This is a genomic window from Flavobacterium sp. N2038 (assembly GCF_025947185.1).
Lineage (GTDB): Bacteria > Bacteroidota > Bacteroidia > Flavobacteriales > Flavobacteriaceae > Flavobacterium.
This window is the reverse complement of the sequence record NZ_CP110001.1, coordinates 1,040,842-1,066,332: the sequence shown is the minus strand read 5'-3', so window position 1 is coordinate 1,066,332 and position 25,491 is coordinate 1,040,842. Positions and strand designations below refer to the sequence as shown.

The 25,491-nt window shown below is 33.3% G+C and carries 23 protein-coding genes and 1 pseudogene; 14 read left to right on the top strand and 10 right to left on the bottom strand.

Annotated features, from left to right (window positions below):
• Window positions 1-72 precede the first annotated feature (72 nt).
• Together OLM51_RS04735 and OLM51_RS04730 are read left to right on the top strand one after the other, a co-directional pair.
• The gene (locus OLM51_RS04735) at window positions 73-411 is read left to right on the top strand and encodes a T9SS type A sorting domain-containing protein (RefSeq protein ID WP_264553246.1); all 339 of its coding nucleotides are present in this window, start codon (window positions 73-75) and stop codon (window positions 409-411) included.
• 156 nt (window positions 412-567) lie between these two features.
• Window positions 568-1,548, top strand: coding sequence for an acyl transferase (locus OLM51_RS04730; protein WP_264554274.1), 981 nt, complete (start codon window positions 568-570; stop codon window positions 1,546-1,548).
• A 164-nt stretch (window positions 1,549-1,712) separates the two neighbouring features.
• On the opposite strand, the gene tyrS is transcribed toward OLM51_RS04730, so the two are convergent.
• On the bottom strand, window positions 1,713-3,008 hold the full coding sequence (gene tyrS, locus OLM51_RS04725; RefSeq protein ID WP_264553245.1) for a tyrosine--tRNA ligase: 1,296 nt from the start codon (window positions 3,006-3,008) through the stop codon (window positions 1,713-1,715).
• 194 nt (window positions 3,009-3,202) lie between these two features.
• Here tyrS and OLM51_RS04720 point away from each other — a divergent pair, with 194 nt between their 5' ends.
• Window positions 3,203-4,204: an NAD-dependent epimerase/dehydratase family protein gene (locus tag OLM51_RS04720; protein WP_264553244.1), complete on the top strand. Its 1,002-nt coding sequence runs from the start codon at window positions 3,203-3,205 to the stop codon at window positions 4,202-4,204.
• A 2-nt stretch (window positions 4,205-4,206) separates the two neighbouring features.
• Here the strand turns inward: OLM51_RS04720 and OLM51_RS04715 are convergent, their stop codons facing one another.
• From OLM51_RS04715 to OLM51_RS04705, 3 genes are read right to left on the bottom strand one after another with little or no spacing between them, the layout of a single operon-like run.
• The gene (locus tag OLM51_RS04715; protein ID WP_264553243.1) at window positions 4,207-4,680 is read right to left on the bottom strand and encodes a DUF4296 domain-containing protein; all 474 of its coding nucleotides are present in this window, start codon (window positions 4,678-4,680) and stop codon (window positions 4,207-4,209) included.
• Between the two features lie 9 nt (window positions 4,681-4,689).
• Window positions 4,690-6,030, bottom strand: a complete 1,341-nt coding sequence (locus OLM51_RS04710) for a dihydroorotase (RefSeq protein WP_264553242.1) — start codon at window positions 6,028-6,030, stop codon at window positions 4,690-4,692.
• Between the two features lie 10 nt (window positions 6,031-6,040).
• Complete coding sequence (locus tag OLM51_RS04705) at window positions 6,041-6,766, bottom strand: polyprenol monophosphomannose synthase (RefSeq protein WP_264553241.1); 726 nt, start codon at window positions 6,764-6,766, stop codon at window positions 6,041-6,043.
• Window positions 6,767-6,871: 105 nt separating this feature from the next.
• Here OLM51_RS04705 and OLM51_RS04700 point away from each other — a divergent pair, with 105 nt between their 5' ends.
• The 3 genes from OLM51_RS04700 to OLM51_RS04690 all read left to right on the top strand — a co-directional run bounded on the left by OLM51_RS04700 (window position 6,872) and on the right by OLM51_RS04690 (window position 9,052).
• Window positions 6,872-7,540 (top strand): DUF4271 domain-containing protein, encoded by a 669-nt coding sequence (locus tag OLM51_RS04700; RefSeq protein ID WP_264553240.1) that lies wholly within the window; start codon window positions 6,872-6,874, stop codon window positions 7,538-7,540.
• Between the two features lie 14 nt (window positions 7,541-7,554).
• A complete protein-coding gene (locus OLM51_RS04695; protein WP_264553239.1) occupies window positions 7,555-8,304 on the top strand; it encodes a uroporphyrinogen-III synthase in 750 nt (249 codons plus the stop codon).
• Between the two features lie 277 nt (window positions 8,305-8,581).
• The gene (locus OLM51_RS04690) at window positions 8,582-9,052 is read left to right on the top strand and encodes an Lrp/AsnC family transcriptional regulator (RefSeq protein ID WP_264553238.1); all 471 of its coding nucleotides are present in this window, start codon (window positions 8,582-8,584) and stop codon (window positions 9,050-9,052) included.
• A gap of 693 nt (window positions 9,053-9,745) precedes the next feature.
• On the opposite strand, the gene OLM51_RS04685 is transcribed toward OLM51_RS04690, so the two are convergent.
• The 5 genes and pseudogenes from OLM51_RS04685 to leuS all read right to left on the bottom strand — a co-directional run bounded on the left by OLM51_RS04685 (window position 9,746) and on the right by leuS (window position 15,742).
• Window positions 9,746-10,432 (bottom strand): zinc metallopeptidase, encoded by a 687-nt coding sequence (locus OLM51_RS04685; protein WP_264553237.1) that lies wholly within the window; start codon window positions 10,430-10,432, stop codon window positions 9,746-9,748.
• Window positions 10,433-10,607: 175 nt separating this feature from the next.
• Window positions 10,608-11,201 carry a hypothetical protein gene (locus OLM51_RS04680; RefSeq protein ID WP_264553236.1) on the bottom strand — a complete coding sequence of 198 codons (594 nt, stop codon included), beginning with the start codon at window positions 11,199-11,201 and terminating at the stop codon, window positions 10,608-10,610.
• Window positions 11,188-11,661, bottom strand: a complete 474-nt coding sequence (locus tag OLM51_RS04675) for an RNA polymerase sigma factor (protein ID WP_264553235.1) — start codon at window positions 11,659-11,661, stop codon at window positions 11,188-11,190. Before OLM51_RS04675 ends, OLM51_RS04680 begins: the two co-directional genes overlap by 14 nt.
• Before the next feature lie 2 nt (window positions 11,662-11,663).
• On the bottom strand, window positions 11,664-12,512 hold the full coding sequence (locus OLM51_RS04670; protein ID WP_264553234.1) for an alpha/beta fold hydrolase: 849 nt from the start codon (window positions 12,510-12,512) through the stop codon (window positions 11,664-11,666).
• A gap of 366 nt (window positions 12,513-12,878) precedes the next feature.
• Window positions 12,879-15,742: pseudogene (gene leuS, locus OLM51_RS20430) on the bottom strand (leucine--tRNA ligase).
• 559 nt (window positions 15,743-16,301) lie between these two features.
• Here leuS and OLM51_RS04650 point away from each other — a divergent pair.
• The 5 genes from OLM51_RS04650 to truB all read left to right on the top strand — a co-directional run bounded on the left by OLM51_RS04650 (window position 16,302) and on the right by truB (window position 20,237).
• The gene (locus OLM51_RS04650; protein WP_264553232.1) at window positions 16,302-16,898 is read left to right on the top strand and encodes a hypothetical protein; all 597 of its coding nucleotides are present in this window, start codon (window positions 16,302-16,304) and stop codon (window positions 16,896-16,898) included.
• A gap of 529 nt (window positions 16,899-17,427) precedes the next feature.
• Window positions 17,428-18,303, top strand: a complete 876-nt coding sequence (locus tag OLM51_RS04645) for a cell division protein FtsX (RefSeq protein ID WP_264553231.1) — start codon at window positions 17,428-17,430, stop codon at window positions 18,301-18,303.
• Window positions 18,304-18,401: 98 nt separating this feature from the next.
• Window positions 18,402-18,647 (top strand): DUF3098 domain-containing protein, encoded by a 246-nt coding sequence (locus OLM51_RS04640; RefSeq protein WP_264553230.1) that lies wholly within the window; start codon window positions 18,402-18,404, stop codon window positions 18,645-18,647.
• Between the two features lie 103 nt (window positions 18,648-18,750).
• Window positions 18,751-19,548: an undecaprenyl-diphosphate phosphatase gene (locus OLM51_RS04635; protein ID WP_264553229.1), complete on the top strand. Its 798-nt coding sequence runs from the start codon at window positions 18,751-18,753 to the stop codon at window positions 19,546-19,548.
• Complete coding sequence (truB, locus tag OLM51_RS04630; protein WP_264553228.1) at window positions 19,548-20,237, top strand: tRNA pseudouridine(55) synthase TruB; 690 nt, start codon at window positions 19,548-19,550, stop codon at window positions 20,235-20,237. The genes OLM51_RS04635 and truB overlap by 1 nt, the downstream gene beginning before the upstream one ends.
• A gap of 361 nt (window positions 20,238-20,598) precedes the next feature.
• Here the strand turns inward: truB and OLM51_RS04625 are convergent, their stop codons facing one another.
• Window positions 20,599-21,216: a thioredoxin family protein gene (locus tag OLM51_RS04625; protein ID WP_264553227.1), complete on the bottom strand. Its 618-nt coding sequence runs from the start codon at window positions 21,214-21,216 to the stop codon at window positions 20,599-20,601.
• A gap of 190 nt (window positions 21,217-21,406) precedes the next feature.
• Here OLM51_RS04625 and pyrH point away from each other — a divergent pair, with 190 nt between their 5' ends.
• The 3 genes from pyrH to OLM51_RS04610 all read left to right on the top strand — a co-directional run bounded on the left by pyrH (window position 21,407) and on the right by OLM51_RS04610 (window position 25,440).
• Window positions 21,407-22,114 (top strand): UMP kinase, encoded by a 708-nt coding sequence (gene pyrH / locus OLM51_RS04620; protein WP_264553226.1) that lies wholly within the window; start codon window positions 21,407-21,409, stop codon window positions 22,112-22,114.
• Between the two features lie 148 nt (window positions 22,115-22,262).
• On the top strand, window positions 22,263-22,826 hold the full coding sequence (gene frr / locus OLM51_RS04615; protein WP_264553225.1) for a ribosome recycling factor: 564 nt from the start codon (window positions 22,263-22,265) through the stop codon (window positions 22,824-22,826).
• Between the two features lie 118 nt (window positions 22,827-22,944).
• Window positions 22,945-25,440 (top strand): DUF5686 and carboxypeptidase regulatory-like domain-containing protein, encoded by a 2,496-nt coding sequence (locus OLM51_RS04610; protein WP_264553224.1) that lies wholly within the window; start codon window positions 22,945-22,947, stop codon window positions 25,438-25,440.
• The last annotated feature ends 51 nt before the right edge of the window (window positions 25,441-25,491 follow it).

Sequence of the window (25,491 nt, the reverse complement as noted above, 5' to 3'; positions counted from 1 at the left end):
AATATTAGGATGTTTTTTTTTGGCGTAATTTTTGTAATTTTTTTTGTATATTTACTTATCCAAATAAATGCGATGGCAAAAAATTACTTTTATATTACTTTCTTATTGGCTTTTTTCTTTACTGTAAGTGTCTCGGCACAAGACAGTAAGCAATTACCAAAAACTCAGGAAACTACTTCTATTGAGGGACTAAGCTTGTACCCTAATCCAGTTACTAACGGAAAAGTATACATCTCGTCTAAAAATGACTTAGAAAAAGAAATCATTATATTTGATTTACTGGGCAAAAAAGTACTTCAGGCACATTTAAGCACAAGAGAATTAAACGTTGCAGATTTAGCTCCCGGCGTTTATATCATTAAAATAAGCGAAGAAAATGCTTCAGCAACACGAAAGCTTATCATTCGATAAAACATAAAAAAAGCTCCAAATATGGGGCTTTTTTCTATTTACAGTGCTCTTGTCACAGTTTTCAGCTTATAAACTTATTGAAATATCCCTCTGAAAACTGTATCTGAAAAATCGAGACTGAAAACTAAAAAATAAATATCTTTGCACAAAAAAGTTTTGATTACAGCCAGCGATATATTTACCATTTCAAGTCAGAAACAATTTGAGAAAATAGCACTAAAAGTGTTTCGTTTTCAGCACGAAAACAACAAAGTATATCGTGATTTCTGTAATTTCCTGAAAGTCAATCCGCAGCAGATAAAATCACTTAAGCAGATTCCTTTTTTACCCATCCAGTTTTTTAAAAGTCATGAAGTAGTTTCTAATTCAGATTTTCCTCAGGTAACTTTTACCAGCAGCGGTACCACCGGAATGGTTACAAGCAGACATTTAGTGACCGATATTTCCCTATATGAGGAAAGTTACCGCAATGGATTTTCTCAATTTTATGGCAACATCGAAGATTATGTTGTTTTGGCCCTTTTACCGTCCTATCTTGAACGAGATGGCTCTTCGTTAATCTACATGGTCGAAGATCTAATAAAACTATCCAATCAGCCTGAGAGCGGGTTTTATTTACATAATCACGACGACTTAATTAAAAAACTAACCGAATTAGATGAATCTGGTCAGAATGTGATTTTAATTGGCGTTACTTATGCTTTACTAGATTTAATCGAAAAACATCAGTTTCAACTTCAAAATACCATTATAATGGAAACCGGAGGAATGAAAGGTAAACGCAAAGAAATGATTCGCGAAGAATTACACGAATTGCTTTGCAAAGGCTTTGGCGTTTCTTCTATACACTCAGAATACGGAATGACCGAACTTTTGGCACAAGCCTACTCATTAGGCGATGGTATTTTTGAATGCCCGTCCTGGATGAGCATTTTAGTACGTGATCCGGAAGATGCACTCACTTATGTAAACGACGGAAAAACAGGCGGAATAAATGTTATTGACCTCGCCAACATCAACTCTTGTTCTTTTATTGCAACACAGGATCTAGGCAAAAAATATTCCAACAACTCATTTGAGGTATTGGGACGTTTTGATAATTCTGATATTCGTGGCTGTAATTTGATGGTGCTTTAAAGGTTTAACCGTTAATTTGGTTAATCGTTTAATTGTACAAAATCAATCAGATAAAAAAACTATTACATTTTCAACATTAGAAATTTAAAAAAAATCCCAATAGCTCTTCGAGGTATTGGGATTTCATATATTTAAGTTTAACTATGCAAAAATCGATTAAACAATTAAACCGTTCTAATAACAAAATAATTCTTCTTACCGCTTTGCAATAGTACAAACTGATTATTAATCAAATCATTTGCAGTCAGAACAAAATCTTCTTTGATTTTTTCTCTGTTAACCGAAATAGAATTTGCCGTTAAAGCTCTTCTCGCCTCTCCGTTAGATTTAAAGAAACCTGTTTTTTCGTTTAAAACCGAAATGATATCCAAACCGTTTTCTAAATCAGCTTTTGTGATTTCAGCTTGCGGAACTCCGTCAAAAACTTCTAAAAAAGTTTTCTCATCTAATTGCTTCAAATCTTCAGCAGTAGAATTTCCAAACAAGATATTTGATGCCTGAATTGCTTTTTCTAACTCCTCTTTACTGTGAACAAAAATTGTAATTTCTTCAGCAAGTTTTCTTTGTAAAACTCTTAAATGTGCAGCTGTTTTATGCTCTTCAATTAAAGCTTCAATAGTCTCTTTATCTAAAAAGGTAAAGATTTTGATATATTTTTCTGCATCAGCATCTGTAGCATTTACCCAAAACTGGTAAAATTTGTAAACAGAAGTTTTATCAGCATCCAGCCAAACATTTCCACCTTCAGATTTTCCAAATTTAGATCCGTCAGCTTTTGTAATTAATGGTGTTGTTAATGCAAAAGCTTTTGCATTCTCTCCTCCCATTCTGCGCACTAATTCCGTCCCGGTGGTAATATTTCCCCATTGATCAGAACCTCCCATTTGCAAAAGGCAGTTATTGTTTTTATATAAATGATAAAAATCGTATCCCTGAATTAGTTGATAAGTAAATTCTGTAAAAGACATTCCTTCACCTTCTCCGTTAATTCTCTTTTTAACAGAATCCTTCGCCATCATATAATTTACCGTAATACGTTTTCCAACCTCACGGGCAAAATCAATAAACGAGAATTCTTTCATCCAATCATAGTTATTTACCATAATTGGAGCGTTTGGTTCATTTGAATTAAAGTCTAAGAAACGAGACAGAACGCTTTTAATTCCTGCAACGTTTTTAGCCAAAGTTTCTTCGTTCAACAAATTTCTTTCGTCAGATTTCCCAGAAGGATCACCAATCATTCCGGTCGCGCCGCCCACAAGAGCAACTGGCTGATGACCAAAATTCTTCAAATGAACCAATAAAATAATCTGAACCATACTGCCAATATGCAGCGAATCTGCTGTTGGATCAAAACCAATATAAGCCGCAGTTACCTCTTTTAGCAATTGTTCTTCCGTTCCTGGCATGCTATCATGGTACAAACCGCGCCACTTTAATTCTTCAACTAGATTCTTCATTTTTATAAATATTTTGTGCAAATATAATTAATGACAATGGCAATATCAAAAAGCAATGACAATATCAATAACAAAAAGCAATATCAATGCACAAAAACTTTGTCTCTTCAGAACTTTGAACCTCAATAAAAAACCTTTTCAACTTTGAGTCTATGTGCCTTTGCTCCTTTCAAGCAAAAACTTATCTTTACAAAATGGTATTAGTAACTGGAGGAACAGGTTTAGTGGGTTCGCATTTATTACTTCATTTAATTGAAAATGGGGAAAATGTTCGGGCTATTTACAGAAACCAAAGCAACATTGAAAAAACAAAATCGGTTTTTGAACTGTATAAAAAAGGAGATCTATTTGAAAAAATAGATTGGCTTGAAGCCGATATTTTAGACGTCCCTTCATTAGAGACTGCCTTTATCGGAATTGACTTTGTCTATCACTGTGCCGCTTTAATTTCATTTGATCCCAAAGATGAAGATGCACTACGAAAAACCAATATTGAAGGAACAGCAAACATGGTTAATTTTTCGATTGCCAAAAATGTCAAGAAATTCTGTTTTGTAAGCTCAATCGCTGCTTTGGGAGATTTAGCTCCGCATGAAACTTACATTACCGAAGAAACAGACTGGAATCCTGAAAAGCCACACAGCGATTATGCTATTTCTAAATATGGCGCCGAAATGGAAGTTTGGCGCGCTGTACAAGAAGGTCTGGATATTATTATTATAAATCCCGGGGTTATTTTAGGCCCTTTCTTTAAAACAAAAAATCTACAACAAGGAAGCGCAGAGCTGTACACAAAAGTAGCCAACGGGCTTTCGTTCTACACTTTAGGAAGCACTGGATTTATTTCTGTAAATGATGTTGTAAAAACAGCTTTTAAATTAATGAAAAGCGAAATCAAAAACGAACGTTTTACATTAATTTCCGAAAATATAATCTTTCAGGATATTCTCAATACTATTGCAGACACTTTAAAAGTAAAAAGACCTCATATACATGCAAAACCAATGTTTATGAATCTGCTTTGGATGATTGATGGAATTTACTCCACTTTCTTTTTTCAAAAAAGAAGCCTTACTAAAGCTACTGCAAAAGCTTCTTATTCTAAGAGCTTATATTCAAACGAAAAAATAAAAACCGCTCTTGGAGCGGTTTTTCAGGATGTACATTTATATATAAAAGAAGTTTCAAAACTATAAAACTATCTTCTGGAATGCATTGCTCTTTGCAGAGAATCTACATTTAATATTTTTGCTTTCTTAATCTCTTCACGTTTTAGAGCAGGATCGACTTTTTTATTTTTATTAGCTTTTGCCGCTTTCTTCTCATCAATTTTAACAAGAGAATCTGCTGCACGCTGCTCTACAGCAATTCGCTTTCCAACTTCATCAAACATATCTTTATAAGTATTATAATCCGAAGCATAGTAAATATTACTTTGAGCAAACTGCAAACTATCTACTTTATATTTCTTTAAGACAAACTTTTTTGGATCTGAGTCTATCGAATCTAACGAAAGCGGATTTTGATACTTCATCGCTTCCAGAATCGATAAGTCATACATAATATCAATCATTTTCTTGCGTTCAATAAGTCCTTTTGGCTCTTTTACCAAATCTTTTTTGCAGCTTACAGAAAGCATTAAAACCAATATTACAAATACAAAATTCTTCATTCTAGCTTTTTATCTATCAAACAATAATCTTTTTCCAGCACGAACATCTTTTACTTTAAAGTTATTATACACCATTTCGCCATTTACAAAAGTATGTGTAATTCTGGATTTGAAAGCCATATTTTCAAATGGAGACCATCCGCATTTGTATAAAATATTATCCTGGTTTACACTCCATGGAAGGCTTGGATTTACAATTACTAAATCGGCAAAATAACCTTCTTTAATGAAACCTCTTTTTTCGATTTTGAAAATCTTAGCCGGATTGTGGCACATTTTCTCCACAATTTTTTCTACACTAATTTTCCCCTGATGATGCGCTTCGAACATTGCCACAACAGCATGCTGTACAAGCGGCCCTCCAGAAGGTGCTTTCAAATAAGATTGTAATTTTTCTTCTTTAGTATGTGGCGCATGATCTGTTGCAATAACATCAATACGTCCGTCATTTAAAGCTTCCCAAAGTGCTTTTCGGTCTGCAGCAGTTTTTACAGCCGGATTCCATTTAATAAAATTGCCTTTTGTTTTATAATCTTCGTCTGTAAACCAAAGATGGTGTACGCAAACCTCTGCTGTAATCTTTTTATCTTCTAATGGAATTTTATTGGTAAACAACTCCATTTCTTTTGCAGTCGAAAGATGAAATATATGAAGTCTCGCTCCCGTTTTTTTTGCCAACGCTACCGCTTTAGATGACGAAATATAACAAGCCTCAGCACTTCTGATCAAGTTATGTGCCGTTACCGGAATATCTTCTCCATACTGTTCTTTAAACTCTGCTAAATTATTTTGAATTGTAGTTTCATCTTCGCAATGAACTGCAATCAACATTGGTGTACTTGAAAAGATTCGTTCTAAAGTCGCTTCATTATCAACCAGCATATTTCCAGTTGAAGAACCTAGAAAAATCTTAATTCCTGCAACATTTTTTGGATTTGTTTTTAGAACCTCTTCCAGATTATCATTTGTTGCCCCCATCATAAAAGAATAGTTAGCAAAAGATTTTTCTGCAGCAATCTGATATTTATCTTCAAGTATTTCCTGAGTTACAGCATTAGGCACTGTATTAGGCTGCTCGATAAAAGAGGTAATTCCCCCGGCAACAGCCGCTCTCGATTCCGATTCTATATCTCCTTTATGTGTTAAACCCGGTTCTCTAAAATGCACCTGATCATCAATAGCACCCGGCATTAAATAATTTCCTTCAGCATCTATAACAATACAATCGGATGTCTTTAAGCTTATGCTGTCTGCAACCTCAACAATCAAATCATTTTCTATCAGAACGTCACCCTCAAAAATAGATCCTTCGTTTACAATTTTAGCATTTTTTATTAAAATCCTGTTCATCGCCTTTTATTTATAGTGTATTGAATAATTTTTTTAATCGAAGAGAAATCACTCCAAGTATAGCTTCTTTAATAATAGCATTGCTCATTTTAGAAACTCCTTTTGTCCTGTCTGTAAAAATAATTGGGACTTCAGATATCTCAAATTTACCACAATAAGTTCTATATTTCATTTCAATTTGAAATGCATATCCAACAAATTTGATTTTATTCAGATTTATCTTCTCCAAAACCTCTCTTTTGTAACAAACAAAGCCAGCTGTAGCATCATGAATTTTCATTCCGGTAATAAACTTTACATAAACCGAAGCAAAATAAGACATCAAAACACGGCTTAATGGCCAGTTTACCACATTTACTCCTGTTACATAGCGAGACCCAACAGCCAGATCAGCACCTCCAAAATGACAGGCGTCATATAATTTTTCTAAATCATTGGGATTGTGCGAAAAGTCAGCATCCATTTCAAAAACAAAATCGTACTTGCGTTCCAATGCCCACTTAAAACCGTGAACATAAGCGGTTCCTAAACCGGCTTTTTTGGCTCTTTTTTCCAAAAATAATCTTCCCGGATATTCTTCCTGCAGGGCAATCACTTTATTTGCTGTGTGATCGGGCGAATTGTCGTCGATAATTAAAAGATGGAAAGGTTTATGTTGCGAAAGCACAGCTCTTACAATACTTTCAATATTCTCGATTTCGTTGTAAGTTGGTATTATTACAATACTATCATTCATTTTTAAGGGTAATTTCAACGCAAAAGTAAACTTTTTATAGCATTTGACTCATAATAAATGTATAATAAAAGTATTGAGACAAAAAATTACTAATTTTGTATCGTTATGATTGAACAACTTACCCCCAGAATACTAGAAAATAAAGATTGGGCCACACTTTTATTTGTGATCACTTTTGCTGTTGTCGCAATGACAAAATCAGCCTATGAAACTCGATTTAGCGAATTCAGCAAACTTATTTTTTCAGATAAATATGCCAAAATCTATCGCGATAACAACCACATGAAAAGCAGTTTTACTGTTGGTTTGTTTTTTGTGCAGATTGTTTCATTTGCTTTTTTCATTCAGTTAAGCATGAGTGTTTTTGGATATGCCTCCAAAACCGACTGGGTTTTATTTATTCAGATCGCAACAATACTGTTATACTTTATTTTAGCAAAATATCTAGTAGAAAAAATTGTCGCAACTTCATTCAACATTGATGAGTTTGTTGACCTTTTTAACTTACAAAAAGTTACTTACAGAACTTATATTGGTGTTTTAATCCTGCCTATCAATGCAGTTTTGTTTTATTATGATGGAATTCCAAAAAGTATACCGCTTGCAATTATAGCCATTTCACTGTGTATCAGCGTATACTCATATTTTATTTCAATTAAAACGTATCAAAATGCAATAATCAGTAAGTTGTTTTATTTTATTTTATATCTTTGCGCTCTTGAAATAGCCCCTTATTATTTTCTTTATTACTGGATAACAAAAGGGAGTGCTTAGAAAATATTTATAATATGAAAGTGAAAACAATTTTGGTGTCACAGCCTGAACCTAAAGTGGAGAATTCTCCTTACTTTGAGCTCCAACAAAAACACAAAATAAAAATTGATTTCAGACCATTTATTCATGTGGAAGGGGTTAGCGCAAAAGAGATTCGATTACAAAAAATCGATCTTAATCATTATACTGCGATCATTTTAACAAGTCGAAATGCTGTAGATCATTTTTTTAGAGTGGCTGATGAAATGCGTTACAAAGTTCCTGAAGGATTGAAATATTTTTGTCAATCTGAAGCAGTTGCGTTTTACCTGCAAAAATATGTAGTGTACAGAAAACGTAAAATCTATGTAGGAGCAAAAGATTTTGCAGACTTATCACCTCTTATTAAAAAATACAAAGACGAGAAGTTCTTGTTACCAGCATCTGATCAATTAAACGCAGACGCACCGATAACACTGAACAACTTAAAAGTAGATTGGGCACAAGCTGTTTTTTACAAAACTGTAATGAGCGACCTGTCTGACTTGGCTGATGTGTATTATGATGTATTAGCGTTCTTTAGCCCAACTGGAATTAAATCATTGTTTAAAAATTTCCCTGATTTTAAACAAAACAATACCCGAATAGCAGTATTTGGAAGCACAACTCAAAAAGAAGCATTAGATCATGGTTTAAGAATTGATATTCTTGCTCCAACACCAGAAACACCTTCTATGACAATGGCGCTTGAAAAATACATAGCCGAAGCAAACAAAGGAAAATAAACCTAAGAAAAAAATATACAATTTTTAAAAATCCAAATTCCAAACTAATCACTTGGGATTTGGATTTTTTGTTTTTAATCATTTCTTTCCTCTTTCCGTTTCCCATGGTTGAAACCATGGGCTATACTTTTTTTTCAGAATTTCCTCTAATTAACAAATCCAATAAAAATTGGAATTTGGAATTTCAATATTGAAATTTTCATTTTCATTCCATTTTAACTACATTTGATTTCTATTCTAAACCCAAATCGCTCAAAACAGTTTCAAATTACAAGTTATGAAAATCAATTCTCTAATAATTGAAATTGACGGCATCGACAAAGAAATTCTACGTTACTTAATGGAAGATGCCCGAAAACCAATTCTGCAAATAGCCAATAAAATTGGAATATCGGGAGCCGCAATTCACCAGCGTTTAAAAAAACTGGAACAATCTGGCGTTATTTCCGGTTCTAAGTTTACTGTAAATCCAAAAGTTCTTGGCTACAACACTATGGCGTTTGTTGGCGTTTATCTGGACAAAGCTTCCCGAAACTCTGAAGCCGTAAAAGATCTTAGAAAAATACCCGAAGTTCTGGAATGCCATTACACAACCGGAAACTGGTCTGTACTGATCAAAATCATCTGTCGCGACAACGAACATCTAATGCAACTTTTAAATACCAAAATTCAAGCCATAGAAGGCGTTTCGAGAACCGAAACTTTTATATCGTTGGATCAGCAGATTGACAGACAAATTCAACTTTAGAATTAGAGAATGTGTCAATTTGATAATTAGATAATTCCATTTAATGAAAAACATTAGACCTGAAATTAAAACAATACTGTTGTTTATTGCCTTTTATATATTTTATATCCTTATAAGAACATTTCAGCCAACTGGTAGTCCACATGGCCCAAATCTTAGTGATATATTTTTCTTATTGTCAATTCCGGCGAGCATAATTTACAGCATGTTTTTACTTTATAAATTTTTTAAATCTGGAAATAGAAATTATGTAAATGCATTATTTATGGTAACTGCAATATGGGTCATATTTTATATTTTATTAAAATACATACTCGATTAAAAAACCAATAACGCATGACAAATATTCGGACTGAATTAAAAACAATACTATTTTTCATAATATATTTTACAGCGACATTCATTCTGAATAAAATTGATCGAGGCGGACCTTGCACACCCGGTGTGGGAGGATTATTGCTGCTACTTTCAATTCCTATCAGTATAATTTATGTTTTAATCCTTATTTTCAAACTTTACAAATCAGAGGAGAGGCAGTACCAAAACAGTATTTTTATTGTAATAGCAATATGGATTTTGTTATTTATTATTTCAAAATACACTAACTTATAAAAAGCCAAAAACCCGACAGGTTTTAAAAACCTGTCGGGTTTGCTATAAATTATCTAATTGGCTAATTTTCTAATTATCAAATTAGTTTCTCCTGTTCCCCGAATAAATCGAGATATAGTACAACAACGTTGCTATAGAGCCAATCGCAGCCACAACATAAGTTCGTGCAGCCCATTTTAAAGCGTCTTTTGCTCCTGCTTGCTCCTGTTGTGTCAGCATATGTTTATTTTCAAGCCAAGCCAAGGCTCTGTTGCTCGCATCGTATTCTACCGGCAAAGTAATAATCGAAAACAAAGTTGTTGCAGCAAAAATTACAATTCCTATTAATAATAACTGAGGAAAAGTTTTAATCATTAGAATTCCGGCAATCAAAATCCATTGTACATAATTTGACGCAACGCTTACAATTGGAACCAATTTTGAACGCATTGTCAGCCATTCATAACCAATTGCATGTTGTACAGCATGTCCGCATTCATGAGCCGCTACTGCAGCTGCCGCTGCATTACGATGATTGTAAACCGCTTCACTTAAATTCACCGTTTTATCAGACGGATTATAATGATCTGTTAACTGTCCCGGAGTCGAGATTACACGAACATCTGTAATACCATTATCTGCAAGCATTTTTTCAGCGATTTCTGCACCGCTCATTCCGTTTCGTAATTGCAGTTTAGAATATAATTCGAATTTACTTTTTAGTTTTGAACTTACCAGCCAGCTAAACAACATTATAGCTCCGGCAATTATTAAATATCCACTTCCCATATTTAAATGTTTTTAGATTGATTTTTAAATTCACAAAACAAACCGCAATTTCTGAACCAAACTCAAAAAATGACATTTTGACACCAAAAACAGCAATTAAGACAGCAAAACAGAATCCGTTCAAAATAAAAAAGACGCATCAAAGTGCGCCTGTCTAAATACTTAACAAAGTTTTCTACAACAATTGATCGTTTACTTCTTTAAACTTCCCAATTAATGCATCTAGTTTAGATTGCTGTTTTTTGATTTGCTTTGGGCGGATATAAAACCAATTAAAAGCCATCCACGTCAATGTTATTCCGTAACACAAACTTGCTCCCAAAGCACTCATTCTACTTGCATATTCATACATATACAAACAAATTCCAGTTGCAAGTAGCAGAAAATACAAACTCATCATTTTGGTCTGCATAAGCTGCTGTTTCTTTTTAATTAAAATCAGTTTCTGCAAATATTCCTGATTGGTTTGTGTTGCATCAATATTTTTGTAAGGAATCAATAATTTATTATAAACAAACAAATAAATTACCATTGCCAGAATCGTTAATACAATTCCAATTTTAGTCGAAACAAATTCTGGTTGATAGTATATCCAAATAAAAATAATAAATACGCTTGTAAAAAACAGTAAAATATTGGCTGTCCACAAACTTCTTAAACTTGCTTTTTTAAACGCACTTACTCTTGATAATAAATCTTTCATGTCTGGCTGACTTACAGATTGTCTTTTCCATAAATCTTTAAAATCTATATTGTTATCGTTGTCCATTTTCTTTAAATTTTTGAGTCAGTTTTTCTTTAATTCTGTGAATTTTTACCCTTACATTCGCTTCAGAAAGCCCAATAATCCTGGCTATTTCTGCCTGCTTTACATCTTCTAATTCTAATGAAATAATGATACGCTCTGTTTCAGGCAATTCTGCAATGCATTTATACAAAAACTGAATCTGTGGCTCTATTGATTGTTGTTTTTCTTCAAAAAGATGAATTGGTAAATCTGATTTTGGAAAGCGTTTTTGCTTTTCAATCTGCCTCAGACAGTTATTGGAGGCAATTCTAAAAATCCAGGTTCCAATAGCCGATTCGTTTCTAAAAGTTTCCAGCTTTTGCCATACAATTATAAAAGTTTCCTGAGCCAAATCCTGTGCGGCATCATAATCGTTTACAAATCCCATGCAAAGCCTGAATATTCTGTCCCAATAAGTCTTATAGATTTCTTCAAATTCCATTCTTACGATTTTACAAAAGTGTTTAACTGTGCCAAATACCAAGCTGTATCGTCGTACATTATAAAATGTAATCCTTTATCTGCATATTGAAAATTTGCTGTTTTCAGATTCTTATATTGTCCTTCGATTGATGGTTTTAAATTTATAAAATAAGATTCTAATAAAATTAATGATGGGCATTTTATACCTGTAATTTTATTTCTCAAATCTGTATTTGAAAAATCACAATACATTTCACCAAATGTCTTTCTATCTGATTTTACACTCCAATCAACAACCATATCCATTTTTGAGACATCTGCTAAAAGTCTTGGCATTGTTTTTTTCTGCATTTCAAGAAACTGAGCATCTGTCATACCAGTCATCTGATCCGTCATTGCAGTACAGTCATTATTTTCTTTTGACTTGAAAGACGGATCCATTAACGCAGCCAGGCATGGAAGTGCATCTACCACCACAATTTTCTTAATTAATTCCGGATAATCGGCCGCAATAGCAAGCGCCAATCCCCCACCCATACTGTGACCGATAAGAATTGGCTTTTCTATTTTATTTTCTTTGATATAATTGGCGATTTCTGTTTTCCAATTTTCAAATGATGGATTTGGTTGTGGCTTTACTCCGGCGAAACCTGCCATTGTAAGAGTGTAACAACTATAATCTTTTTCGAATGCGGTTTTTGTTTCATTCCAGACCTCTCCGGAAGAAGCAAATCCGGGAATAAAAATTATGGACTGTTTTCCTTTTCCGGTTTTAAGTACTTCGAAAGGATATGATTTTGTTTGTGCAAAAACATTTAAACATAATGCCGAGAATAAGAATGCGATAATTAAGATGATATACTTTTTCATTTTTAATAGTTTTAAGTTGTTAAAATTCTAATAGCAATAAATTTTGTTAATTAAATCGGATCCATGCTTTTGATACGGCAACTATTAAAATGTTACAACGAAAATGAAAATTTCAATAAAAAAATTCCAAATTCCAATGTTTACTTGGGAAATTCCAATATAAAAATTCCAAATTCCAAACTGATTCGGGTAATTTTCTGCCACGACTCGAGCGATAGCGAACAGGCGAAGCAATTCACGAATTTTTATTCTCAAAGATTGTCAAAAATAATTCGTGAATTCGTGGCGGAAAAAACTGCAAAAAAAATCCCAAACCCCAATCGTAAAATTGGAATTTGGAATTTTTATATTGAAATTTTAAAATTATTACCCTACAAGGTTGATGATTTTCCCAGGAACAATAATCACTTTATTTGGCGTTCTGCCATCTAATTGTTTTTGTGTTCTTTCGTCTTTCATAATAATTTCCTCAATTTGTTCTTTGGTTAAATCCAAAGGCAATTCGATTGTGAAACGCATTTTTCCATTAAACGAGACTGGATATTCTTTATTAGTCTCTACTAAATGACTTGCCTCAAAAATTGGGAAAGCCACTTCTGAAATAGAAGTTGTGTGTCCTAACTGCGACCATAATTCTTCTGCAATATGAGGTGCATATGGTGAAACTAAAATTGCTAACGGTTCTAAAATTGCTCTTGAATGACAATTTTGAGAAGACAATTCATTAACACAAATCATAAACTGAGAAACCGAAGTATTGAAAGAGAAATTCTCGATATCTTCTGCTACTTTTTTGATGGTTTTATGCAATGATTTTAAGTTGTCTTTTGTTGGTTCGTCGTTGTTTACGATTAAACCATTGTCATCAAAATACAATCTCCATAATTTTTTCAAGAAACCAAAAACTCCCGAAATTCCGGCAGTATTCCAAGGTTTTGCCTGCTCTAATGGCCCTAAAAACATTTCATACAAACGTAATGTATCAGCACCAAATTCATTACAAATATCATCCGGCGTTACCACATTGTAATATGATTTGGACATTTTTTCAACTTCACGGCCAACAATGTATTTTCCGTTTTCATCAAAAATAAACTCTGCTGTATTGAAATCTTCTCTCCAGGCTTTGAACTTTTCGATATTTAATTCATCCGATGAATTAACAAAATGAACATCTACGCGAATTGGCTGTACATTTTGACCTTCAATTTATTTTTAGACACAAAAGTGTTTGTTCCTTCCAATCTGTAAACATAAGCCGTTGTTCCTAAAATCATTCCCTGATTAATCAGTTTTTTGAATGGTTCTTCGGTTGGAGCAAAACCTTTGTCTTTTAAGAATTTATTCCAGAAACGAGAATACAATAAATGTCCTGTTGCATGTTCGCTTCCTCCAATATATAAATCTACACTTTCCCAATATTTCAACGCCTCTGTGCTGGCCATTTCATTTTCATTGTGCGCATCCATATAACGCATCCAATACCATGAACTTCCCGCCCATCCTGGCATCGTATTCAATTCAAGCGGAAAAATCGAAACATTGTCTACCAAATCAGTATTAACAACTTTATTTTGTTTTGTATCCCAGGCCCAAACAGCTGCGTTTCCTAATGGTGGAAGACCGTCTTCTGTTGGTAAATATTTCTCTACTTCTGGCAAAATAATTGGCAAGTGTTGTGCATCAATCATTTTAGGAAGTCCATTCACATAATAAACAGGAAATGGTTCACCCCAATAACGTTGACGGGAGAAAACAGCATCACGTAAACGATAATTTGTTCTTCCTTTTCCCTGACCTAATTTTTCTAATTCAGCAATTGCTTTTTTAGTCGCTTCTTTATAATTTAATCCGTTTAAGAAATCAGAATTTGCAATTTCAACATTGTCTTTTGATCCATAAGCCGCTTCAGAAATATCGACATTTGCGAAAATATTTTTTATTTCCTGCATTCCGTTCTGACCTTTAAAGAAATTAGCAAAAGCATAATCTCTTTCGTCTCCGCAAGGAACTGCCATAACCGCTCCTGTACCATAACCTGCTAAAACATAATCTCCAATCCAAACCGGAATAGCTTCTTTTGTAAAAGGATGTTCAGCATAAGCTCCTGTAAATACACCAGATATAGTTTTTACATCGGCCATACGCTCACGTTCAGAACGTTTTGACGTTTTTTCGATATAAGCTTCAACAGCTTCTTTTTGCTCTGGAGTTGTAATTTTAGCCACCAAATCATGTTCTGGCGCCAAAGTCATAAAAGTAACTCCAAAGATTGTATCAGGTCTTGTTGTAAATACATCAATTACTTCGTCATGGTTTTTCACATTAAAAGTAACCATTGCACCAACTGATTTTCCAATCCAGTTTCTTTGAGATTCTTTTATAGACTCACTCCAGTCAATGTCATTTAAACCTTGAAGCAAGCGTTCGGCATAAGCAGAAATTCGCATACTCCATTGTGTCATTTTTTTTCTTATAACAGGAAAGCCTCCACGCTCAGAAACTCCGTTTACAATTTCGTCATTTGCCAAAACAGTTCCTAAACCTGGACACCAGTTTACCTCGGTTTCTGCTAAATACGTCAATCTGTATTGCAAAAGGATTTTTTGTTGTTGATCTGACGAAAAAGAATTCCATTCACTTGACGAAAAAGCAATAATATTATCATCAGAAACTGCATTTACGTTTGCATTTCCTTCTTTCTCAAAAATGGCAGTCAAAGTCGAAACATCTTCAGCTCTGTCTGTGTTTTTATTGTACCAGGAATTAAATAATTGGATAAAAATCCATTGTGTATGCTTATAATAATCAGGATTTGACGTACGCACTTCACGCGCCCAGTCAAATGAAAATCCAATTTTATCTAATTGTTTTCTGTATCCTGCAATTTGCTTTCCTTCTTTATCTACTCCACCGTCAATATTTACACGCGTTGTATCTTCCGGACGTTGCCCTGTCTGAATTGCATATTGCTCAGCTGGCAATCCAAAACTATCATAACCCATTGGGTGCAAAACATTGAATCCCTGATGTCTCTTGAAACGAGAATAAACATCTGAAGCAATATACCCTAGCGGATGCCCAACATGCAGTCCTGCTCCAGACGGATAAGGAAACATGTCTAAAACATAATGCTTTGGTTTTTCAGAATTGTTTTTTGCAGCAAAAGTTTGATTCTCTGCCCAATATTTCTGCCATTTGGCGTCTATTTCGTTTGGATTGTATTTCATTTTAAGTGACTAAGATTCTAAGTGACTAAGGTTCTAAGGCTTTTCACTAAATTAATTATGGACGCAAATTTACATTTATTGCGCATTGTACCAAAGCTATTTCACTGACAAACAAATAAAATAACATTTTACGTATTTACAATTAAGTAAAAATACGTATTATTGCAAGACTCTAATACTTATTTATCCGAAGATAAATGGCAGAAAATAAGAAATATAATATTGAAGTACGCGTTTGGATTGAAGAAACCTAAAGCGCTTTTCCGGGAATTAGAAAAACATTGACACCAGTGTTACAACTCGTTATCAAAATAACTTTGATTATGTTTCTTTCTTTGTCAGCGGAACTGTTCCTGCTTGTTACTCAATGAATACTCAGGTAAATTAGCGTTTCAAAAAAAGGAACTTCGGCCAAACTAAGAGGAACAAATATTTTAAACAACCCTTGATATTTCAATCCTGAGGGGAACATCAATTGGCGGATTGTATTATTTTTCGCTGGTTTGGGAAACCGGTAAAATTTAATCGACAATTAAAAAATCTCTTTAATTCTCTTTATATGAAAACACAAAATTACATCCTCATTTTATTGATTGCATTTTCATCTACAATGTGCAACTCTTCTAAGAAAGACAAAGAAGAAATTGTCCCGAAAGAAAAGACATCAAAAACAGAAAAACATCAACATGAAACTCTTTCAGGCAACGATAGTCTAAAATTAGTCAATCACCAAATCGAAGTAAAAGGTGAGGTCGAATTTCCGTTGCAACTAACAGTCGATTCGCTCAAAAAAATGAAAGTAATTACTATCGATAACCTGAAAATCACCGGTAAAAATGGAGAAATCAAAAGAGAAATCAGAACTTGCAAAGCTGTTCTTTTGAAAGATATTCTGGAAAAAGCTAAAATCAGGCAAGAAGATCATAAAGATAGAAATTTTTATATCGTAGAAAGAGCTTCAGATGGTTATAAAGCGACTTTCTCGTGGGCAGAAATTTTCAATAATCCAACAGGAGATAATGCGTATGTTTTATTTGAAGAAAATGGAGTACCCTTAAAAAATGGCGAAATGATTGCCATTTGTAAAAATGATATCAGAACCGGGCCAAGACATGTTTATTGGTTAAAAAGTATTGAAGTTTATAAGGTGAAATAACTTTTAAGGTTCAAAGGAACAAAGCTGCAAAGATTCAAAGTCTTTGCAGCTTTTATTTTGCTCGCAAAGTCGCAGAGTCGCAAAGTTTTTCTTCAATCTATTTTAAAACTTACAATATAGTTTTATTTTCTTGTTGAGCATAGCCCGTGGTTTCAACCACGGGAAACGTATTAATATATTTTGCATCCTACGATTGAATTACAGGAATATGGATTGCGATAATGTATGACAATGATTGTGTACCCTTGGTTGAAACCATGGGCTATATTTAAAATACAAAACGTACAAAACGCAAAGTTTTGTGTTTTTTGCCACAAATTAAAGGATTTGCACCGATTTAAAATCATCTTAATCCTTTAATCTGTGGCAATTTTTTTTACTCGATGTACTTTATTTAAAACCTTACATACTTTACGCTTAAAAAAATCTTATATTCAATACGGAATTGTACTTTTATGCTATAAAAGTTCGTTAATAACTTTAAATAAAGAAATTCTTTATTATTTTTACCACATAATTTAAGCAGACTATGAGTTCTAACTTTGATAAATTTCAAAAGCGCAGGTTAATTTCCTCTTATTTTTCGGTAGTATTAAGTGTTTTCCTGGTTTTATTCCTATTGGGAGTACTAGGATTATTCATTATTAATTCTAAAAAACTAGCTAACGATTTTAAAGAAAAAATCGCAATGACGGTTTTCTTTAAAAATGAGGCTAATGATAGTGTTATCAAAGCGTTTAATACCGAATTAAAAAGGGCGCCTTTTGCAAAATCTTATGTTTATGTTTCTAAAGAAAGAGCAGCAAAAGAACACACTGATATCATTGGTGAAGATTTCCTGACTTTTCTTGGTGAAAACCCATTACTGAATTCGTACGACATACACTTAAAGGCTGATTATGTTGAAAGAGACAGTATTTCTAAAATTGAAAGCAACTTACGTCAGAATACTATGATTGAAGATATTGTTTATGACAAACAATTGGTAAATCTGGTAAACGACAACATCAAAAAAGTAAGTATGTGGATTTTAATCATCAGTGGTTTTCTGGCTGTAATTGCAGTTTTATTAATTAATAGTTCACTACGTTTATCAATTCACTCCAATCGTTTTATCATCAAAACCATGCAAATGGTTGGTGCTACAAAATCGTTTATTCGTAAACCTTTTGTTACTCGTAGTATAAAACTTGGAATGTTAGGTGCCGTATTAGCAATTATTGCATTAATTGCACTTTTACTTTATGTAGAAACTAATTTCCCTGGCTTAGGAATCCTGGAAGACAAAGTCTTGATTGGATTGGTTTTATTAGCTGTTTTTGCATTAGGAGTTTTAATTACCTGGGTAAGCACACATTTTGCAACACAACGTTTCCTTAATTTAAGAACAGACGATTTGTATTAATTTCAGATTGCTGATTTTAGACTAAAAAGCTTTGACTTCGCTCAGGCACACAAATAAAAACAACACTTGATCTTTATCAGGAAGATAAAAAAATAACAATGAAAAATAATAACGAACTACAAGACAAACACGAATTTCTTTTTGACAGCATCAATTACAAAATCTTATTGATTGGTATTGTTGTTATTGCATTAGGATTTATTTTAATGTCTGGCGGAGGAAGTAATGATCCAAATGTATTTAATGAAGATGTTTTTAGTTTTAGACGTATTCGTTTAGCTCCTACCACTGTTTTAATTGGTTTTGGAATTACGATTTATTCTATTTTTAAAAAATCTAAGTAAATTCTTTAGACTGCTTAGACAACTTAGATCTTTAGATTATTAGATTAATCGCTTTAAAAAGTCTGACATCTAAGAAGTCTAATAATCTAACAATCTAAATTTAATGAATACATTACAAGCTATCGTTCTTGCCATTATTGAAGGAATCACAGAATTTTTACCTGTTTCTTCAACTGGACACATGATCATTGCCTCTTCATTCTTCGGAATTGCGCACGAAGATTTTACCAAACTTTTCACCATTGTTATTCAGCTTGGTGCGATACTTTCGGTTGTTGTTTTATATTTTAAACGTTTCTTTCAAACGCTTGATTTTTACTTTAAACTTCTAGTTGCCTTTATTCCAGCTGTAGTTTTAGGATTATTATTGAGCGATTTTATCGATGGTTTATTAGAAAACCCAGTTACTGTTGCTGTTTCACTTTTAATTGGAGGTTTGATTTTATTAAAAGTTGATGAATGGTTCAACAATCCAAATACAACCGAAAACTCTCAGGAAATCACCTATTTACAAGCTTTTAAAATTGGTTTATTTCAATGTATCGCCATGATTCCCGGAGTTTCACGAAGCGGGGCAAGTATTGTGGGAGGAATGTCTCAAAAACTATCAAGAACAACCGCCGCAGAGTTCTCATTTTTTCTTGCAGTTCCAACTATGCTTGGCGCTACCGTAAAAAAATGTTATGATTATTATAAAGCAGGATTTGAGCTATCTCACGATCAAGTTAATATATTAATTATTGGAAATATAGTAGCTTTTATTGTAGCACTTTTGGCTATCAAAACTTTTATTGGCTTTTTAACTAAAAATGGTTTTAAAGTTTTTGGCTATTACCGAATTCTTGCCGGAATCATCTTATTGTTGATCCACTTTTTCATTCACCCGCTTACCATTATATAATGACTCCCGAAGAATATTTAAACGGACAAGTTTTACTGATTGACAAACCTTTAAAATGGAGTTCGTTTCAGGCTGTCAATAAATTAAAATACCTTTTAATTAATAAAGTTGGGCTTCCAAAAAAGTTCAAAATTGGTCATGCAGGAACTTTAGATCCTTTAGCAACTGGTCTATTATTAATCTGCACAGGGAAATTTACTAAAAGAATTTCTGAACTTCAGGGACAGGCAAAAGAATATACCGGAACATTTTATATTGGAGCTACTACTCCATCGTATGATCTGGAAACCGAAATCGATCAAACATTCCCAACAGAACATATCAACGAAGCTCTGATTCACGAAACTGTGAAACAATTTTTAGGCGAAATCGATCAAAAACCACCTATTTTCTCTGCAATCAAAAAAGATGGTGTTCGTTTGTATGAGCATGCCCGTGCAGGAGAAACTGTAGAAATTGCAAGCAGAAAAACAACCATTCACGAATTTGAAATTACCCGAATAGCATTACCTGAGGTCGATTTTAGAGTAGTTTGTTCTAAAGGAACATACATTCGTTCCCTTGCTTTTGATTTTGGAAAAGCAATGAATACCGGCTCACATTTAACCGTTTTACGCCGAACTAAGATTGGCGAATATGATGTTAAAAATGCAATTGATATTACTTTATTTGAAGAAAGTTTAAAATAAAAAAAAGCACATTACAAATGAAAGTAATGTGCCTGGCTCGTAAATCAAAGTAGAATTATTCCATACTTATCCTGAGTTAGTAGTGAGGCACATTTTTCCCTCCAAATAAAAATGTAGAAAAGAAATCATAGAATCTTTCGAATAACTTTTTCATAATAGTGTATTTTTTAATTGTTAAACATTAAATAGACACCAATAAAAAGAGTAAATCAGAAAGTTAATAATAGAAGTGGGATTCTTTTACTAAGATACAAAATTTTGTTATAGCAAAAAATTTTAGCCCTATTTTTTAAGACATCATTTTACTAATTATCAACACGTTATCAACAACTCATTTCAGACATTTAGTACAAAAATGGCACTATAATCTGTTGTATTGAATATTTTCCATTATCTCAACTAACTCTTCCTGAACCGAAATTCCTTTATCAGCAAGATACCATAATTGCAAATCGGTTTTGATTTTTTCATCGATAGGACCAATTTCTCTTTTATGCTTTTCCATTAATTCGGTTGCACCTTTAGGTCTTGGTCCCCAATCTGCCCGCACGATTCCGGCTTCTTTACAAATTACAATTACTTTTGGAATTGCTCTTCCGCCATTAGTCAGATAATGACTCATTAACTCCTCATTTTCATCACGAAGTACAATTCGAAGATCAACTTTTTTATCAGAAGCCAAAGCCATTTTATTTAAAATTGGAAGAATTTGCGCAGCATCTCCGCACCAGCCTTCAGAAATAACCAGCCAAATATAATGATTGTCTAAATTTTGAAGTTTTGAAATTACAGTTTCAGAAATGGTTATCGTTTTTTCTAAACGATTCATTCGGGTTTCGTTTAATTTCGAATAATTTGTCAGGCTTTCCGATTGTTCATTTCCGGTAGATTTTCCTTCTAACAATAAATCGGTTACTAATTTTCTATATTCAGTATAAGAATGACTATTAAACAATGCTTTGGCTACGATGCTTTTCATATTTGTTACTTTTTGGTACTATCAAATTTAATCATTTTTAGATGACGTGATTATGACTTTTATCACATTTGAATGAAAACCTGCTAAAATTCTGTCGAAAATTAATTTCAATGTCAAATTAATTTTTCGTAAACACTATTTTAAAAAATCAGAATATGTCTATATTTGCACAAATTAACGCAACACACACATGAAATATAAAAGAATTCTTCTAAAACTTAGTGGCGAAGCCCTAATGGGTGATTTACAATATGGTATTGACCCAAAGAGATTAGCCGAATATGCAGATGAAATTAAGCAAATTCACAGTAAAGGAGTAGAAATTGCCATTGTAATTGGAGGAGGAAATATATTTAGAGGCGTTGCTGGTGCAAGTGCCGGAATGGACAGAGTTCAGGGTGATTATATGGGAATGCTTGCAACTGTAATTAACGGAATGGCATTACAGGGCGCTCTTGAAGATAAAGGAATGAAAACACGTCTTCAAACAGCGCTAAAAATGGAATCTATTGCAGAACCTTATATTAAAAGAAGAGCAGATCGTCATCTTGAAAAAGGAAGAATTGTAATTTTTGGTGCCGGAACCGGAAATCCATATTTTACAACTGACACTGCAGCAGTTTTAAGAGGAATCGAAATCAATGCTGATGTTATCCTGAAAGGAACAAGAGTTGATGGTGTTTATGATTCTGATCCTGAAAAAAATGCTTCGGCAGTAAAATTCGATTTCATCTCTTTTGATGATGTTCTAAAAAAAGGATTAAATGTTATGGATACAACTGCTTTTACATTGAGTCAGGAAAACAAATTACCAATCGTAGTTTTTGATATGAATAAAATCGGAAATCTTTTGAAAATTTGTGATGGCGAAAACATTGGAACTGTCGTAAATATCTAGACTGCGTAGATTATTAGACTCTTAGACAATTAGACGCTCTAAATTTCAATAATCTTAAAAAATAAAATTATATTAGTTAGTAAATTAGAAGATTCCCTTTTTAAAATTTAAAAAATCAATCTTCTAAAAATCTAAAAATCTAAACAAAATGACTGAAGAAATAGATTTCATATTAGAAAGTACTGAAGAATCAATGAATGGTTCGATTGCGCATTTAGAGAAAGAATTTCTAAATATTCGTGCAGGAAAAGCTTCTCCAGCAATGCTTGGAAGTGTTTTTGTTGATTACTACGGATCTGCAACACCTCTTTCTCAGGTTTCTAAAATTAGTGTACCTGATGCCAGAACAATTACTTTGCAACCGTTTGAAAAAAACATGTTGTCTGTAATCGAAAAAGCAATTATGGTTGCCAATATTGGTTTTAACCCAATGAACAACGGAGACGTTATTATCATTAGCGTGCCACCATTAACAGAAGAGCGTCGTCGTGATTTGGCAAAACAAGCAAAATCTGAAGCTGAAGATGCTAAAATCGGTATTCGTAACTCACGTAAAGACGCTAATACTGATATTAAGAAACTAGAAAAAGAAGGAACTTCTGAAGACATTTGCAAATCTGCAGAAGAAGAAGTTCAGAACCTTACAAATGCTTATATCAAAAAAATTGATGAATTATTGGCTGCAAAAGAAGCCGAAATCATGAAAGTATAATTATTTGTAACATAAAATAACAATCCGTTTGGTTAAATTGTACCAGACGGATTTTTTTATTCTTATTTTTGCCATACGAAAATCATGTACTTTTCGTTTTGAAATTATATCTTTCTGTATGAAGCTATTTTGTTTATTGACTTTGTTTTTTACGCTTAGTATTCAGGCGCAATTTCAAATAAACGGAATCGTGACCGATCCAAATAACAAACCACTGCCTTTTGCTACCATAACTACTTCAGACAGTAATAATACTATTACTGATGTAGATGGAAAATTCGTTTTCCAAGCGTCATCAAAAGCCATAACTTTTGCCGTTTCTTATATTGGGTTTCAAACCAAAATCATTACAACAACTGAGAATAAAAAATTTTACGCTATTTCTCTTTCTCAAAAAACAGACGACCTTAAAGAGGTTGTTGTTTCTAATGAAAATCCGGCATTAACGATTATAAAAAAAGTTATAGCAGCTAAAAACAAAAACAATCCGCAAAAAAAACTAAATAGTTTTGAATACAAAACGTACAATAAACTTATTGTAACCGCCAATCCTGACTCAATCGATGGCAGAATTGACTCATCTGCAGCTTATAAAGACTTCAACAAAAGACAAATCAATATTGATTCATCTGATTATAAGTTTAAAGAAATAATCAGTAAACAGCATTTATTTCAAACCGAAAAAGTTTCTCAATACCAATTTGGAAACAACAAACTAAAAGAAACCATTCTGGGCACCAAAATGGCGGGATTCAAACAACCCGTCTATGAAATTATTGCGTTTAACCTGCAATCTATCTCGGTTTATGATGCAAAATACGAACTGCTGGAAACCAAACACCAAAGCCCTATTGCCAATAATGCCCCAGCCGATTACAGTTATAAACTTCTTGACACTGTATCGATCAAAGGCCGCGATACTTATATGATTTACTTTAAAAACAAAAACAGAAGAAAATCAAATGGTCTTGAAGGTGTTTTGTATATCGATCAGGAAAACTTTGCAGTTGCCAAAGCTGTCATGCGTATCAAAGGTGTTTTGGACATCAGTGGTATTCATGAATTTAATTATGTTCCCGAAGAAAAAATATGGTTTCAAAGCAATACTACTTTTAAAATTGTAAAAGGAAAAAATGATGATGATATAAAAATTTTAGGTGGAACGATTCAGTTTGATGGAGATGTAGAAGCAGATTATGAACCCAGAAAAAAAGTAGCTTCAGATTTCACCTATTTACTTTCAGAGAGTAATAATTTTGACATTCATTACAACACAAATCCAATTATAAAAAACCCATCGCTTTATATTGAAATTAAAGACGATGCCAGTAAAAAACCGGAGAGCTTCTGGAATCAGTACAGAAAAGACAGTTTAGACCTTAAAGGTCAAAAAACATATCAATTAATAGACAGCTTGTCTTTGAGCAAAAGAATTGAAAAACGTTTAGGTTTGGGCCGAAAAATTATAAACGGATACCTTCCGCTTGGGCCGGTTGATCTAGATCTAAAAAAAATAATCAGTTATAATAATTACGAAGGTTTTCGATTAGGTCTTGGTGGCATTACAAATGACCGCTTTTCCAAATACTTCCGTCTGGAAGGGTATGGAGCTTACGGAACAAAAGACGGTGCATTTAAATACAATTTTGGCTCCGGGGTTTTACTAAATAAAAACTCCAACACCTGGCTGAACGCTTCTTATACAGATGATGTTCGGGAGATTGCAAGTACTTTATTTGCGGTTGACAAACGTGTTTTTAAAATTTATGATCCGCGCCCAATCAACATTAGTACATTCTATAAATATATTGGCTGGAAAGCGAATGTGCAGACTAAAATTATTCCGAAAACCGAAGCTGTATTCGAACTGGCAAGGACATATGTAGAACCAAAATTTGATTATCTTTTTAATTACAACGGGCAATTGTATTCGAGTTATGTTATGACAACAGCAATGGCTTCAATTGTTTGGGCGCCATTTAGCAATTTTATGCAAACACCGACCGGAAGAACTGAAACAGATAAAAGATTTCCAAGATTTACTTTTCAATATACACAATCGCTGCCCAATGTTTTAGGAAATGACTTCACCTTCAGCAAAATAGATTTCAAAACTGAATATGAAAAAAAATATCTAAACGGTCAAAAAACAAGTTTACTATTGCAGGGTGGTTACGCAATGGGCGATGTACCAATTACCCATTTGTATAACACTATGCCAAATAACTTAAATAAAGAAACCGTTATTCAGCGTATTACTTTTGCCGGAAGAAACAGTTTTGAAACCATGTTTTTTAATGAGTTCTTCTCTAGTCAATATGTATTTTTCCAGATTAAACATGGATTTGACCGAATTAAAATCATGAGAAAGGTACGTCCATCATTGGTTCTAGTTACCAGAATGGCCTGGGGAAATATGGAAAATCCCGAACAACATGTTGGTCCGGATTATAAAACCTTAGACAAAGGTTTTTTTGAATCGGGAGTTGAACTAAATAAGATCTTTAAAGGTTTTGGTCTGGGCGGATTTTATCGTTATGGACCCAATCAGTTAATGAAATTTGAAGATAACATTGCTGTTAAAATCTCTTATGTTCTGGATTTGGGGCTTTAAAATTTAAATTCCATAAATTAAATTCCAATAAAAAAATCCCAAACTCCAATC